Source organism: Shewanella sp. MF08487 (assembly GCF_050848685.1).
Classification (GTDB): Bacteria; Pseudomonadota; Gammaproteobacteria; order Enterobacterales; family Shewanellaceae; genus Shewanella; species Shewanella glacialipiscicola.
Window position 1 is genome coordinate 103,451 of record NZ_JBOZPB010000009.1, and the last position, 15,620, is coordinate 119,070.

12 protein-coding genes and 1 tRNA gene are annotated in these 15,620 nt (G+C 40.9%); 6 read left to right on the forward strand and 7 right to left on the reverse strand.

Going from position 1 to position 15,620, the window contains the following annotated elements:
- Nucleotides 1–148: 148 nt before the first annotated feature.
- The 3 genes from rbsK to punR all read right to left on the reverse strand — a co-directional run bounded on the left by rbsK (nt 149) and on the right by punR (nt 3,407).
- Nucleotides 149–1,366, reverse strand: a complete 1,218-nt coding sequence (gene rbsK / locus ACRN9H_RS08755; RefSeq protein ID WP_432313333.1) for a ribokinase — start codon at nt 1,364–1,366, stop codon at nt 149–151.
- Between the two features lie 312 nt (nt 1,367–1,678).
- Nucleotides 1,679–2,338 carry a Bax inhibitor-1/YccA family protein gene (locus ACRN9H_RS08760; protein ID WP_220774859.1) on the reverse strand — a complete coding sequence of 220 codons (660 nt, stop codon included), beginning with the start codon at nt 2,336–2,338 and terminating at the stop codon, nt 1,679–1,681.
- A 166-nt stretch (nt 2,339–2,504) separates the two neighbouring features.
- Nucleotides 2,505–3,407 (reverse strand): DNA-binding transcriptional activator PunR, encoded by a 903-nt coding sequence (gene punR, locus ACRN9H_RS08765; protein ID WP_432313334.1) that lies wholly within the window; start codon nt 3,405–3,407, stop codon nt 2,505–2,507.
- A 116-nt stretch (nt 3,408–3,523) separates the two neighbouring features.
- Here punR and punC point away from each other — a divergent pair, with 116 nt between their 5' ends.
- From punC to ACRN9H_RS08795, 6 genes are all read left to right on the forward strand, one after another.
- Nucleotides 3,524–4,795 (forward strand): purine nucleoside transporter PunC, encoded by a 1,272-nt coding sequence (punC, locus tag ACRN9H_RS08770; RefSeq protein ID WP_263187314.1) that lies wholly within the window; start codon nt 3,524–3,526, stop codon nt 4,793–4,795.
- Between the two features lie 80 nt (nt 4,796–4,875).
- A tRNA-Ser gene (locus tag ACRN9H_RS08775) sits at nt 4,876–4,966 on the forward strand.
- A 98-nt stretch (nt 4,967–5,064) separates the two neighbouring features.
- Complete coding sequence (locus tag ACRN9H_RS08780) at nt 5,065–6,441, forward strand: tyrosine-type recombinase/integrase (RefSeq protein WP_432313335.1); 1,377 nt, start codon at nt 5,065–5,067, stop codon at nt 6,439–6,441.
- A gap of 1,274 nt (nt 6,442–7,715) precedes the next feature.
- On the forward strand, nt 7,716–8,615 hold the full coding sequence (locus ACRN9H_RS08785) for a restriction endonuclease (protein WP_432313336.1): 900 nt from the start codon (nt 7,716–7,718) through the stop codon (nt 8,613–8,615).
- Complete coding sequence (locus ACRN9H_RS08790) at nt 8,566–10,485, forward strand: hypothetical protein (RefSeq protein ID WP_432313371.1); 1,920 nt, start codon at nt 8,566–8,568, stop codon at nt 10,483–10,485. The genes ACRN9H_RS08785 and ACRN9H_RS08790 overlap by 50 nt, the downstream gene beginning before the upstream one ends.
- A gap of 290 nt (nt 10,486–10,775) precedes the next feature.
- On the forward strand, nt 10,776–10,967 hold the full coding sequence (locus ACRN9H_RS08795) for a hypothetical protein (protein ID WP_432313337.1): 192 nt from the start codon (nt 10,776–10,778) through the stop codon (nt 10,965–10,967).
- Between the two features lie 267 nt (nt 10,968–11,234).
- Here the strand turns inward: ACRN9H_RS08795 and ACRN9H_RS08800 are convergent, their stop codons facing one another.
- From ACRN9H_RS08800 to ACRN9H_RS08815, 4 genes are read right to left on the reverse strand one after another with little or no spacing between them, the layout of a single operon-like run.
- A complete protein-coding gene (locus tag ACRN9H_RS08800) occupies nt 11,235–11,687 on the reverse strand; it encodes a hypothetical protein (RefSeq protein ID WP_432313338.1) in 453 nt (150 codons plus the stop codon).
- Between the two features lie 15 nt (nt 11,688–11,702).
- Entirely contained in the window at nt 11,703–12,362 is a 660-nt protein-coding gene (locus ACRN9H_RS08805) for a TorD/DmsD family molecular chaperone (protein ID WP_432313339.1), read from the reverse strand.
- A gap of 56 nt (nt 12,363–12,418) precedes the next feature.
- The gene (locus ACRN9H_RS08810; RefSeq protein ID WP_432313340.1) at nt 12,419–13,081 is read right to left on the reverse strand and encodes a DMSO/selenate family reductase complex B subunit; all 663 of its coding nucleotides are present in this window, start codon (nt 13,079–13,081) and stop codon (nt 12,419–12,421) included.
- A 14-nt stretch (nt 13,082–13,095) separates the two neighbouring features.
- Complete coding sequence (locus tag ACRN9H_RS08815) at nt 13,096–15,612, reverse strand: DMSO/selenate family reductase complex A subunit (RefSeq protein ID WP_432313341.1); 2,517 nt, start codon at nt 15,610–15,612, stop codon at nt 13,096–13,098.
- Nucleotides 15,613–15,620: the final 8 nt, after the last annotated feature.

The window sequence follows — 15,620 nt, forward strand, 5'->3', positions numbered from 1 at the left end:
AGATTGATAGTAAAAAAGCCAGTCAGTTAATCACTGACTGGCTTTTTTATCTATTAATTTGTAGCCGCAATATCGTGAGCACTAATGTCATGGGGATAAAAGTACACAATACATTAAGCATTTTGAAGCATTTTGATGCATCTACACCTTAGGCATTGAGTCTTGCAGCAACAAGCGAAGCATCGGGCATATTTGCGGCGCCAAGGCGCTCGACAGCTAATGATGCATAAGCATTGGCATATTTAGCCGCTTGATGCAGCGTTCTGCCTTTAGCAAGCTCAGCAACTAGCGCCCCGTTGAATGCATCTCCAGCGCCCGTAGTGTCGACCACTGCACTTTTTAATGCATCAACTTGTGTAAACTGACCGTTTTCATAGAGTAAAACGCCATCACCGCCTCGCGTTATCACCACCGAGGTAACGCCTAATGCATTGATCGCAATAGCGGCCTGTTTGGCACTGTCTAAATCGGTCACTTCTATCCCCGTCATTAATGATGCTTCGGTTTCATTCGGGGTGAGCATATCCACCAAAGGCAGTAATTCTGGGGTTCTATTGTGATAGGGAGCCGGGTTGAGGATCACTTTGGCACCATACTCTTTGGCAATATCCATAGCTAACTTGATGGCATCAAAATTGGTTTCAAGCTGAGTTAAAAATAATTCCGCACTAATAATGTGTGGTTTAGCCAAATATATGTCCTCGGCGGTCATCGTCATATTGGCGCCTTCATTCACCGCAATCATATTTTCACCAGCCTGTTCACTCACATAAATCAGGGCCGTGCCTGTTGGGCTGGTAGATGATTCAATAATAATCGTATTGTCTATACCGGTACTGTTTAAGTGTTGGCGCGCAAATTGGCTAAATTGGTCGGTACCTATTTTGGTCATAAAGGTGATATTTGCACCATTTTTAGCCGCTGCATAAGCTTGATTAGCCCCTTTACCGCCGGCACCAATGCTACTGCTGCTTGAATGCATGGTTTCACCTGGTTGGGGGAAACGCTCTAAATTAGCAACGATATCAACATTGAATGAGCCAAGTACAAATACATTATGTTTCATCTTTTTTAATTTACCTTGGTTTGAATCGAACTCTACACTGCTAGATAGCGAATGGTGTTGTATCAACTCCGCTAACATGGCATCAAAGCTGTACCTTGTGATATCCAATCCCGCAGATAACGTGACACCGCCATGAATGCGTTTTACTAGCGCGTCTTCTTCTAGTTGAACAAGATCACAACGAACCGTTTTGGTGGTCACAGCCAGTAAGTTGGAAAGCTGTTGATTTGACAATTGTTTATGTGTACTAAGCAACTTGAGAATAACAGCCCGTCTTTCGTTTCGACTTAGTTTATTCATAATAGAATATAGCGCTTCTGCTGAAAAAGTTGTGATGAATATGATAGCCTAACATGCCAAACGAACGACTTGGTTCGTTTAGTGACATTGTTATCGCTTTTAGATTCTATGGGGTTTTGTGAGCTAATGTGCGCGGTTTGGAGCTAAGTGAATTACATAAGATAAGTAAATACCGTATAAAAACCATCAACATCATAAATCTTTGATTTTACTTATTAATGAGCCCTCAGTGTGATGGGTAATCTTGGCCTAAAAACCAATCACATAGAGGACTTTTATTGCAATGTTTGTCTAAGTTTACGTTAACGAGGATTAATCATCGTTGCCTATACCCATAAGGTGTAATAGTGCGATGAAGAGGTTTAAAAAGTCCAAATATAGCGAGATAGTCGCGCGGATGTAGTTTGTCTCACCGCCGTTTACAATCCGGCTAGTATCAAACAGGATAAAACCTGTCATTAATAATGCTAAACCTGCGTTAATTGCCATAAAGGCAACGCTATTACCCATAAAGATATTAATCACAGCGGCGGCAATCACCACGATTAAGCCCGCGAATAAGAATCCACGTAGGAAAGAGAAATCTTTCTTAGTGGTTACCGCATAGGCGGATAGCGCGATAAAAATCACTGAAGTTAATCCCAGTGCCTGCATAATCAGCTGTGGACCATTTGCCATACCAGCATAATGATTCAGCATATAGCCCAGTGACGCGCCTTCCATACCCGTAAAGGCAAATACCCAGAAGATCCCCGCAGCAGATTCAGCTTTACGCAAAGTCACAAACAATAACACCAAGCCACCAATCGATAAACCAATCGAGACGAGTGGACTGATATTTAACGCCATTGCCAATCCCGCGCACAGTGCAGAGAAGGCTAATGTCATAGACAATAACATGTAAGTATTTTTAAGAAGCTTGTTCACTTCCAATGTTGACGCACTTGTCGAATATAGGGTTTCTTGTCTCATGTTGTTCTCCGTTAACATATTTCCTAACTGAATATTTGGATTTTTTACAGTGAATTAAGTTCCCGTAAAATCCTAAAATGAATCGAGTGGGTATACCGTACCTGAGGTACGGGTGAAAGTCATCGTGCTTAGCTCACTACAACAGCATACTGAGTGTAAATCAAACTTAAGCTAACCACTCTTTATGTAATTTTTCTGTATCACCTAAATACTCAAGCACCCAAGCCAGAGCCGGTGACATTTTGTCCGCATTCCACGCAAGGCAGCAAGGGCTTATTTGCCTAGGGTTTTCAAGCTGTTTCTCGATTAAGGCGCCCGCTTTAATAAATACACTCGCCAAATGCACGGGCATATAACCAATACCTAAACCCTCGCGGAAACAATTAATGGCGCGGATCCAATCTGGCACCACTAATCTACGTTGATTATCCAGCAGCCAAGTCATCCGCTTAGGGATTTCTCGTGAAGTATCTTCTAAACAAATCGAGGGGAAAGGGCGTAACTCATCGTCAGTTAAGGGGCGATCAATATTAGCTAAAGGATGATTTTTGCTGACAAGAAACGCCCACTCTATTTGGCCCATATCTTTATATTGATAAACACCACCGACCGGAATAGCCGTAGTCGCGCCAATCGCAATATCACTGCGGCCTGTAGCCAGCGCTTCCCATACACCGTTAAATACTTCGATGCGTATAATTAATTCAATATCATGGAAATGACGATAAAAGTCAGCGATCAGTACACTTATCCTGTCAGCTCGCACAATATTATCAAGCGCAATAGATAAAGTCGGTTGCCAACCATTAGCCACGCGTTGAGTTCCGCGTTTCATCTCATCCATCTGCGTGAGTAACGTTCGAGCATATTTAACAAAATGCTCACCCGCAGGGGTTAACGTCACGCTACGATGGTGGCGTTCGAAGAGAATAACGCCCAGTTCTTCCTCTATTTGCTTAACTGCGTAACTCACGGCAGAGGGCACCTTATGCAGCCGATGCGCCGCCGCGGTGAAACTTCCTACATGAGCCACAATGTCAATGAGTTCTAGCGTTTGTTCTGAAAGCATAACCGGGCGCCCATTCCAATGAAAATTATTGATAACATATGTCAAAAATAAACGTTTCCCATGGATTTAACAAGCGATTAGACTGCCAGTTTTAGTCAATCTGACACGATTATTTTATGAAAACGTCTAGTAACACCTTTGCAAACATTAAATTCTTTATGTTTCTTTTCTATTTAGCCATGTTGAGTATGCTGGGTTTCATTGCCACTGACATGTATCTTCCTGCGTTCAAAGCAATTGAAGGTTCATTTAATAGTACACCATCACAAGTTGCCATGTCGTTGACATGTTTTCTTGCTGGTCTTGCGCTGGGACAATTACTCTACGGGCCTTTAGTCAACAAAATAGGCAAACGTTGGGCACTCATCTTTGGTCTGGTGGTCTTTGCCATTGCCAGCATCTTTATTGCCAACAGTGACTCTATTTTAATGCTCAATACTGCGCGTTTCTTCCAAGCGATTGGCGCTTGTAGTGCAGGGGTTATTTGGCAAGCCATTGTCGTTGAACAATATGATGCAGATAAAGCCCAAGGCATTTTCAGTAATATTATGCCACTGGTCGCGTTATCACCGGCACTTGCACCTATTCTTGGCGCATTTATTCTGAGTGAGCTAGGTTGGCGTGCGATCTTTATCTCTTTGTGTATTATCGCGTTTTTATTGCTTTTAATGACGTTATATTTTGTCCCAGGTAAGACTCAACATCAACACAGCGAGCACACTGCCGTATCTTATTGGCATATTTTGAAAAACACCCGTTATGTCGGTAACGTTGTGATTTTTGGTGCCTGTTCGGGTGCATTCTTTGCCTATTTAACCGTTTGGCCGATTGTTATGGAGCAGCATGGTTATCTGGCAAAAGAAATTGGTTTAAGCTTCATTCCGCAAACCATAATGTTTATTGTTGGCGGTTATGCGAGTAAGTTGCTAATAAAACGTATTGGTGCTAATCAAACGCTAAATATTTTGCTATCGGTATTTGGCGCATGTGTAATCTCTATTGCATTGTTTACGTTAGTATTCCCAGCGAGTACTATTTTCCCGCTGTTAATATCGTTCTCGATTTTAGCCGCAGCCAATGGTGCAATTTATCCTATCGTGGTGAACAGCGCACTGCAGCAATTTAGTCAGAACGCCGCTAAAGCTGCAGGACTACAGAACTTCTTGCAGATCAGTATCGCTTTTGGTGCATCTAGCTTAGTGGCCGTGTGGGCAAGCCTTGGCGAAGTCGCAATTGGCTGGGGAATTTTAAGCTGCGCTGTCTTAGTGATAGCGGGCTACATTCTTAAGAGTCAGCAAGAATGGGGCGATTTTGCTAAACATTTCACCAAGCCTGATACTGCTCGCGTAGGCATAACGCCAAATGTGAAACAAAATCCAGCAGATTGAATGTAATACCAGCACTTGATGCATAATGTTGAGTTAGTGCTTTACAGCTAATAAACTAACTTATATTATGCGTCTCGTTCGGAGGGGTGGCAGAGTGGTTTAATGCACCGGTCTTGAAAACCGGCGTGGGTTTATAGCCCACCTAGGGTTCAAATCCCTACTCCTCCGCCATATTCTAAAGTGAAAAAGCCATTGATAATCAATGGCTTTTTTGCTTTCTGGCATTTGAAAAATCCTATTCTCAGACCCAAAACGGATGACTGAGACATATGTACTTATTCAGAGCCACAAATTGTACCTATTACACTCGCATGGTGTTGCCTGTTTATCTGCGTGATAAAGGCTTTTCTGCCGACATTAAAATATCCTTACTGACTAAGCAGCGCTCAATCGCCATAGGTCGCAATCTTATTGTGGCGGGAGTCTTACGACAATTAATCAGTAACTTAACCCCACAATCAATGCCTGATGCGTTTAAAGCACACGTTAATCAATTGATTAATGATGCCCGAGCAGGCTTTGTTGGGGTTACCGATACGCTGGATGACAAGGCTAAGCCAGTTCGAGAAGTGACAGCGTTTATTCCCATACGGCCTATCCAATTTACTTCGGCAGATGACAATCCATCCCCACAAACAACGTTGGCATTATCAAATAATGCTGATAGTAAAAACCAAACAAAATCAGTGGGTAATATTACTTTGCAGGATGCACTGAGTAAGTTTATTACCTCCAAGCAGAAGCAGTCCATCTCAGCCTTAACAGTAAAGCAGCTTAATCAACGTATTAGCCATTTTATTGAGCGAACCCACTTAGAGGATGTCGTCGACATAACCAGCGCAGAGGCAATGGAATACAAGGATTGCTTGCTAGAGGAGGGCAGAAGCCACAAGAGTAACAAAGACTATCTCGCTGCCGTGTCACAGTTCTTTAAATGGAGCCGATTGATGCAGTACACCAGTGCCAATCCGTTTGATGAAGTCACACTATCAAAGCCTTCAAATCTGGCTGGGCAGGATTTAGCGCGTCAGCGCTGGCAACCACATCAACTTAAACAGGTACTGCAATCGCAAGACTTTATCGATAAACATCCCGACTTTAAATGGATAACGCTGTTGATGCTCTATCATGGCCTACGTCCATCCGAGGCTTGTCAGCTCCATAGCCATGATATAACCGACATAGACGGCTTAGCCGTCATCCACGTCACCAATGAGGGCATCACTCAACAGCTCAAGACGGCGCATTCCAAGCGCACCGTTCCATTGCACAAAAAGCTAATTGAATTGGGCTTTATTGATTTCGTCAAAAGCGTTACTGACCGAACATCAAAAAACAAGCCTTTGTTTGGCTACCCACCCAGCAGTGACGGTGTTTGGTCGCACAAGTTCTGCCGTGAATTTTGTAAACTACTCGGCCAGCTCAACTTCATTGCCGGTAAACGGCCAACCGCATATTCATTTCGGCACACCTTTATAGATGAACTCAAACAGCTGCAAATCGAAGAATCAGTGGTGGCGCAAATTGTCGGACACGCTTATCACAACATCACCTATGGACGATACGGTAAACAATATGATGTAAAAACACTCAAACCTGTGGTGGATAAAGTCGAGTACGCGCTGAACTTGTCCCAGACAATATAGAAAGTGGCATTGTATGAGAGGATGTTTACTGAAAATGTTAACCGTAGAGTGCCATCATAACCGCGCTCAGCAAATCCTGAGTGCATTTACACGCCAAAATTTGCTCTCACAGCACCCGCAATCAGCCTGAGAAAGCACATTTTGATGTTTAAACAGCCATTTTAAATCGTTTCGCACTCGGTGAGTGCGAAATAAAACTCACAAATAAAACGCTAGTTTAAAACATAAACTAACTAGCTCAACAGTCTTAAATACGCTGCAACCCACAGGGCACAGGCTATAGCGTAAATCGAAAAAAAGGCTTCGCTCTCAGTGAGTGCGAAAAAGTATCGCGTAATCGTTAAAAAACTAAGCGTAACACTACATGACTTATGCAAGCACAGACGAACACCTTAAAAGTCACATTGGCACACATCAAATAAGACTATCGACACTGTTTCTATACTATTTGAACAATCGAACAATCAATTTGAATGATTAATCAGTCTCACGCCCTCGAATAGGCCTCTTAATCGGGTAATTTGTCCTAAGTTGCGGCCACAGAGTGTGAATAATGACAATCGTTAGCAAAGTAACGGCAAAATTCACGCTCACAGCGCCAATAGTTAGTCTGAGAAATGAGAGAGCTTACCCGTCACATCATTTCTCAGCCGCAAAACTGGCTCCTACAAGCGCAAATCAATTAAATATTTTGCTGATAAAACGCATTTTCACGTTAATAGTGCAATTTTAAATCGCCCCGCACTCGGTGAGTGCGAAGCCAAAGTAGCCCACTAAATAAGTGGGGTACAGCGTAACCCGGTACGTTTATCTCCCACTTTTTGTGCCAAAAAGATGGGAGATAAACTCGGGCAAGGGGAGTGCCCCTTTGAACCCCAAGGGCACATGCTGCGCATGTGAAAAAATCAAAATAGTTAAAGATAAAATCAGCATGAACGCTGTCATTTATCACATTATCGATTTACGATAAAAATCGATTGGATATCGTTATTTAGTTGTATCGCTTTAAAAATAGAGAAACCGTAATAATCTGATTTTGTTGTCTTTAATTTTTAGTACAGTGACCACAAACTCTATTTTACGCGCAAGATCGGTTTGTTTTTGTCTGTTAGGCACAATTAATTGCTTTACTTCAATAAGATAGCAAATGTAGGATGATATTAATCAATAACTTAAACCACTGGCTTTATTTGGCCGTCCAATAAGCAGTTAGGGCACTGACCAATCCATAGAACGTTATCGTAGATTCGGAAAGTACGACTTTAGGGACTAGAATGAAAATTGATGTTGCATGTAAGAAAGGCAGTAGCAATAAAGCAAAAGGAGATCTTCTAGAGGAACTAGCGAAGAAACTTCTATTGGCGCAGAATTATGATGTTATCGAAGAAATAAGAATTGTTGGTGCTGAATTAGATCTTCTTTGCAAACACAGAGTTAATGGAAAAGTAATTTATGTGGAGTGCAAGGCTCAAAAAGATAATATTTCTGCACCTATATTAAGGCAGCTATGGGGCACTGTAGATTGTGAAGATTATTCTGAAGGATGGTTAATTTCGACATCTGAATTTACCAAAGATGCGAAAGGGTTTATTGAAAACTGGAAGTTGAAGCCTAAAGAAAAATCCGAGAGGTTAAGTTTTTACCAACCATCTGTAATTGTTGACGCTTTGAAAAGTTCATTAATTATTGGTGAACCACCAAAATATTCAGCGGAGCAATTTATTGGTGACCCAGAAGAGCTTGGTGATTGGACTCTATTACTGTCTGACTTCGGTATGTACTGGTGCGTTTATACGTTGAAGGGTGGAGCTCCTTATGGGGTCTTGGTTTATAACGCTTCAAGCGGAAAACATATTCGTGACAAGGATACCATTTTAAATTTAGCTACTTTAGAAACAACTATCGCAGATTATGACCTTAGAGTTGGTATACACGAAGAAAAGGCTACAGTTAGAGCTGTATCAAAAAAATTACCACCTGTCGTACAGGTTCAAATTGGCGAGTCATGGGATGATTACCGTCCTGCTCGCCCAGAAGACTTTGTAGGGCGTGATACTACCCAAAAAAGAAATATTAAATTTCTTAAGTTCAGCAATAGAAAATTCAGGAACAAGAATATTCGCTATAACCGGGAACTCAGGACTTGGAAAAAGTTCTCTGATTGCAAAGCTTAGAGATAGATCTAAAAACAAACATTACAAAAATAAATACTTTGTATATGCGGTAGATATCCGTGGAGCTCGTGAGCCTTCGTATATCCCAGCTTCATTGGTTGCTTCTTTAAGGGAGGCTCAAAAAGCTGGCTTTGGCGACGAAATTGAAATAAGCCTTACAGATCCGAGCTCCCCACTAAATTCTAATAGTATTCAAAGCTACTTAGAGTCGTTAGGGCGAAAAGATCAGGTTGTATGTTTGGTATTTGATCAGTTTGAAGAGCTTTATTCAAAGTCTGAGTTATTCGGGATATTCAATGCAGCAAAAGATCTAATGCTTGATGTTGCAAGCAGTCAAAGTAATTTGGTCCTAGGGTTTGCATGGAAGACAGATAGTACTACGCAACAGGACCATCCTGCCTATCATTTATGGCATGAGCTGGCTGACCATAGGAAAGAGTTTCGTTTAGATGTTTTTGAAAGTGGTGAGATTTCAAATTCAATTACAAAATTCGAAAAGGAAATTAATAAAAAAATATCTGCAGAAATTAGACATCAAATTTCTGAGATTAGCCAGGGCTTTCCATGGCTGTTAAAAAAGCTATGTATTAATTTATTTGAAGGTATGGCAAAGGGTGAAAAAGCTGATGCGGTACTTCTTGATTTAGATGTTGAGCGCCTCTTTGAAGCAGACTTAAATATTCTATCACCTCAAGAATTAGTATGTTTAAAACTTATTGCTCAGAAAGCTCCTGCTGATTGGAGTGAAATTATTGAAATTTCTGGTGCAACAGTTTTGAATAATTTAGTCCATAAACGATTAGTAATAAAGAGTGGTGATCGACTTAATGTGTATTGGGATATTTTTAAAGATTATCTCTTGACAGGAAAAGTTCCTGTAGTGCCCTACAACTACATACCAACATCAGACCCATCCTCGATTCTAAATATATGTACCAAATTAAAAGCTAATGAGTTCACTGACTCTGCAAATATAGGGAGCATGGTAGGGCTAGGTGAGAAGACCATCTGGAATATTGGTGCTGATTTAGCAATGTTTGGTTTGGCAGAAAGAGATGGAACATCCTTTAAGATAAGTAGAAAACTTGGGGCAAGTGACGAAAGATCTATATTGAATCAATTACGTGAGACCCTTGGGAAGCACTCCCTAAAAGTATCTTTATATAAGAATTATTCTGGAAAGACGATAACCCAAAATACTGTACGTGAAGCTTTTAAAGAGTGTATACCAAAAGCAAAATTTGGAGTGAAGACTTGGAATACCTATGCTAATAGACTAACTAATTACTTTATTTATACCGGATACCTATTAAGAGCTGGAAATGATTTAGTTGTGCAAGACTCTGGCGCAGCTATTCTAGACAGAACTGACCTTGCGCGGCGTGGGAAGCAGCGAGGAAAGGTTTTCTCAGTTTCAGTTTCTCCTTTTGCAGCATTTACCACCTTAAGTGCTATGCCAAGATCTGGATCAAAAGTTGATACAATTAAGCGAAATGAGCTTTCTGTTTTAAAAAGATTCGAATTGGTGACGATTAAAGATTATGGGGTGTTTCCAAATTCAGAATCAATTGAAAAATCCGGTGGTGTTAAAGAAGCTATATGGGCCGCTGCAAAAAATGAAGGTTCGCTGTTGCGATGCGTTGATATTTTGCAAGATGATCCAAATATTTTTGCTAAAGATATGGCTGCTAAAATTTCTGATGAAAATAACTTAAAGTGGTCAGAAGGTTCAAAAATAAGAAACGGTGGAATATTAAAACAGTGGTCTTTATGGATTAAAGAAGGTTTAGAAATGCCTGAGATACCTGCGCCTCCTGGACGCCTTAACAAGTCAAAGCACACGGACGAAAAAATCAGCGTCGGTGTTTGAGGCGTTAATCATTGACAACCTAACCGATAAATATTTAAATGTCATATATCGACTACGAATGTTCACTTTCTGAGATGTGATTTTTCGATTAGTTGTTGATTATAATGAATTTTAATTTTATTTTGTGGCTGATTTCTTGGGTTCAAATCCCTACTCCTCCGCCATATTAAATACGAAAGAAGCCGTTGATTATCAACGGCTTTTTTGTTTCTGGCGTTTGAGAGACTCTCCATGAGGATTGACTCAGACAATGTATCCCACGTTTATCATGTAAGTGAGCCCCCAACAACGTGTACTTCACACGTATCTGTTTAGCCAAATCCTTACGCGATATCGGCTATCCTTTCGATGTTAAAGTCTCATTATTAACTCGTGACCGCTCTGAAGCGGTTATTCGTAACATTGATGTCGCTGGAACCCTTAAAAAACTGCTTAAATCGATTGATGAACACTACACTTTTGAGTGTGAGCAAAAATCATAAACTTAGAAAAATTTTCGCATTAATAAACGTCAAATACTCAAAATTTATGACTTTAAGCGCTTGTTTCTCAAATATTTGGAGTTTAAGCGCAGAGCAGATAAAAAGGTCATCATCGGAGAGTAAAGTTTTTGATTAATATTTTTACAAGTCAGTAAGTTTTTTAAAAGTGTCATGATTATCTGTGGATTACAGGCTTGAACTGAGTCATCTTGACTAGCTACAAAGTTCAGCTGAAAGCTGATATTACGATCTAGACAATAGACTGGTTTAATTACGCCCCATATTTTGACGTGATGTACGGTTTTTTTTACGTATGCTCTCAAGTCGAGACATGGCTGTAATGATATAAGAGCTCTTTTGAAGATCATTCATTTCAGCACCAATTTGTTGCTGACTTATTTTGTTGGCAAAATAAACCGCAATAGATAAAATTAATTGCTCTGCTTGGGTCAATGTGTGATATTCTATTTCTTTTATAAAAAGTAAATAGAAGCATTGAAAAAAATAATCAAACACTTGATTTCGATCTATTTTAAAGTCTTTATTGTTTATCTCCGCAGGTAATTCAACCATAGCGGCAATGAGAGTACAGATCGTGGTTCTATTTGTTACTCCCACAAAAAAATCATTAATGGCGCTATCTTGGCTTAAGTATATCTCTAATTTATGAGCAAACTCTGCCTTGTTCCATTGTGCAGCAACTGACCGAATCACACTCATATAATATACCTTATTTTAACGAAATAGACGCATCGGCATAGGCACTACATTCATAGTGTGGGCAAGGACTGATTCAAAATCTTGGGCAAGAAGAGCGATCGCCCTATAAAAATCCGTTTGTGCATGTTTAATAGCGAGTTCATGACAACGTCCAGACCATGGCAACATATGTTGTTGTAGCAAAATGATGAGTGTATCTTTAGCTAATGTGTTATTAGGCTCATCTAATAACTGTTGCAATAGTAAATCAATAGCGGAATAAAATAATGCTATATGGTCTAATGGCTGGTTATATTTCAACTCAAATTTAATACCTACTTTTTTATAGAAGTTAATGAGCTGAATAGTCGATTGGTCATTTAAAATTTGTTGTTCACCTAAATATACCGAGCCCCAAGGCATAGCACTGGGTTCGCCGGGTCCAAAATACAACTGACCGTAATCGAGCTTAATGTCGTTAATTTGTTCAGCTTGCCATGTTGATAGAAATTTATTTAATAGGATCTTACCTTGTGTATTAGATTCTGAACTTATCAATATTGGCCAACTTTGATCTAGCTGGTTGTCATTGAAATACTGTATAGATTCTACGGTGGGATAATCTAAAAAAACATTATGTAATAAACGTGCGATAGCATGTAGTTCAAGATATATATCAGTCGTTTTATTGGTCATTATGGTTTCCTGTATTTAAATAGATGCCCAGAAGGGCATCTATTTAATGAGTCGTGTTAAACTTCAGAATAATTCAACACTTCACCTTGGCGGCCACCATTCTTGTTCGCTTTAATGATCAAGTTTGGTGAGGTAATACTTTCTGGTGGTAGTGGTGCCGTATGTCCATCGCCATTACCATATTTAGCACGTAAGTTTACCATTGTATCAAAATCCAGTGCTCGTAATGGGCATGAACCGACACAAATAGGTTGCTTTCCTTCTGCTAATCGATCGTAGCAACCATCACATTTTGTCATCACTTTTCGCTGTGGATCCAATTGTGGTGCGTCATACGGGCAAGCTTCAGCGCAGCTACTACAACCAATACATAAATCCGTGTGAACAAGGACTAATCCATCTTCACGGCGTTTATGCATCGCACCAGTGGGGCAAGCTTTAACGCATACTGGTTCGTTACAATGGTTGCAACCAATAGAGGTGTAATAGGCGAAAATATTTTGCTCGAAACTACCATCCGCATTTGTTGACCAGCTACCGCCTCCATATTCATAAACTCGACGCCAGTTAATACCTTCTAATGCAGGAACCCCTTGTTCGATAGGGTTAGTTTTGCGGATAATATCACCTTGTCTGTCTTTACAAGAGATATGACACGCTTTACAGCCAGTGCACTTGGTGGTATCTAAATAAAAACCATATTGAGTTTGTTCTGTCATTTTTAATTACTCCATCAAGCGCTAGCAATTTGTACACGGTTTGTGTGTTGTGGGTTACCTTTGGCAAAAGGACTTGGCTGGTAACGAGTCAGAGTATTGATACATCCACCAATATCGATGATATGACCTGACGGACCGACTCTTCCTGAAGGGTCGGGTGTATACCAAGCTCCTTGGCCAAGGGCAAGCACACCGGGTGCTACACGTGGGGTGACCCTGACTGGTAACTCTATTGTGCCGCGTTTACTCCAGATAAGGACTTTTGCTCCTTGAGTAAACCCTTTTTTGTTGGCGTCGCCAGGATTCATCCACACAGCATCCTCAACAGCTTCACGTAACCAAGGGACGTTGTGATAACTTGAGTGTGTACGGCCTTTAGTGTGATATCCCATTAATTGGAATGGATAATCTTCAGATGTTTCATCATCCTCATAACCTTCCCAAGTCGCTTGGTACATCGGAATACTAGAGATGTAATCGCCTTTGACTTCATCATTAAATTCCCATTCGGCGCCTTTTTGCGCCATTTGTAATGAGAAAATTTCGATTTTTCCTGATGGGGTATTTACCTTACCAGTCCCATTAATGTAGCTCTCTAATGCTACTGTCGCTTTACCATCAAATGCGCGGAATACCCCTTGTTTTTGCGCTTCTTCGTATGTGCTAGGAAGCGGTGGGATTGCGTTAGCATTGTTACTATTTGTGCGCGTTTTTTCGTAAAGCTCAGCTAGCCATCCCGCCTCATCTTTACCTTCGGTGTACTCACCAAGCTTACCCATTTTGTCTGCAATTAATGCACACATATCGTACATTGATTTACATTCCCAAAGCGGGTCAATAGCGGCTTTCATTGCCACTAAATAGCCCATAATACCCGAGGCATAGCTGTCATTTACTAAGTCGTTTGACTCTAGCCACGAAGTATCTGGCAAGAGGATGTCAGCAAATTTAGCCGATGGTGTCATCCAGCAATCACACACAACGATGAATTCACACTTGGTATCATCTTCAAGTATTTTAGCGATGCCGTTTGAATCTGAATGCTGATTAATAAGCGCATTTGAGTTAAGGGCAAAGATAGCTTTTAGATCAGCACCGAGTGGCGTATCTAAGTCAGCAGTGCCTCTAATTCCATCTTTTCTAGCAGTCATTTCATGACCACGCTCAATCGCATCGGGGAAAGTAAAGAACGAGATAGATTCTTTTACTGGGTTAGATAAACCCGACATTCCGCTATTACTGAGGCTTCCTTGACTTGGAAGTGCACCATTACTCACACCTGGCTGGCCGACTTTACCAGTCAAGAAAGACAGCATGTAGCAAGAACGCATTGCTTGCTCGCCATTTGCGTGTCGGTTTACTCCCGCGCCAGTGATAATGAAAGGGGCACGTGCATTCATTATTTTGCTAGCGATTTTCTTAATATTGGTTTCGGATATACCACATACTTTAGCTGCCCAGCTTGGTGTTCTAGGACCTTTTGTAGAGAATGTTCCTTCGCCTAAAATATAATCTTTGTAGTTATCATCAGGATTAATATAGGGCACATAGGCTAGTTTCTTTGGATCATCAGAGCGTTCGAACTCTGCTTTTAATTTAATCAACGAGTCTTTGTCATAACCAACACAAAACTTATCTAAAAAGTTTTTTGAATTACTGTCAACCCAACCTGAGCTTATCATTTCATAGGCAATACCTTCTGCTAATGCAGCATCAGTACCCGGGCGGATAGGGAACCAGTTGTCCTCTTTTCCGGCCATTGAGTCGGTATAACGAGGATCAATCATGATGATTTCAAGTGCATCGTTTGCCTTGATAGCTTGCAAGAAATCATAGCCTTCACCTGATCCAGATTGGCGCATTTCACTGGGGTTGTAACCCAAACCAATAAATAAATCACTGTCTTTTAATGACAGTAAATTAGAACCTGAAGTACTACCAAAGCCGGTTGCAGCAGCGGCCTCATTTTGTTGCGCCCAAGAATAGTTACCATAAATATTAAGGAAACCACCATTAAGGTTTAAGATACGGTTAAAACAGTTTGAACTAGAGAACCCATAGTAGGCACCGGTTCCATACAGTTTTAATATTGATTTATTGCTATATTGACTGGCAATACGTTGTAGCTCGCTTGCTACTGTCGATGCGGCTTCATCCCAGCTAATCGGAACAAATTTTCCTTCACCGCGTTTACCAACCCGTTTCATTGGCGTTTTTAGACGATCTGGCGCATAAGTGCGTTGTCGTAAAGAGCGACCGCGTGCACAAGCACGGATTTGATGGTTGACCCCATATTCATCAGTAGTTTCGTTATCCGCCTCAACACGCGTGATAATCCCATCGCTACTAAACACTTTTACAGGGCAGTTTGAGCCACAGTTAACTAAACAAGCTGACCAACTGATACTCTCATCCGCTACCGGTGGTGGCGTAGGTGTGACATTGGCATCATCAGAGCCGGTTTTACAACCCGTAAGAGAAGCGGCACAGCTTAATGCGGCACTGGCTTTTAAAAAACTTCTACGTTCCATAGATATAT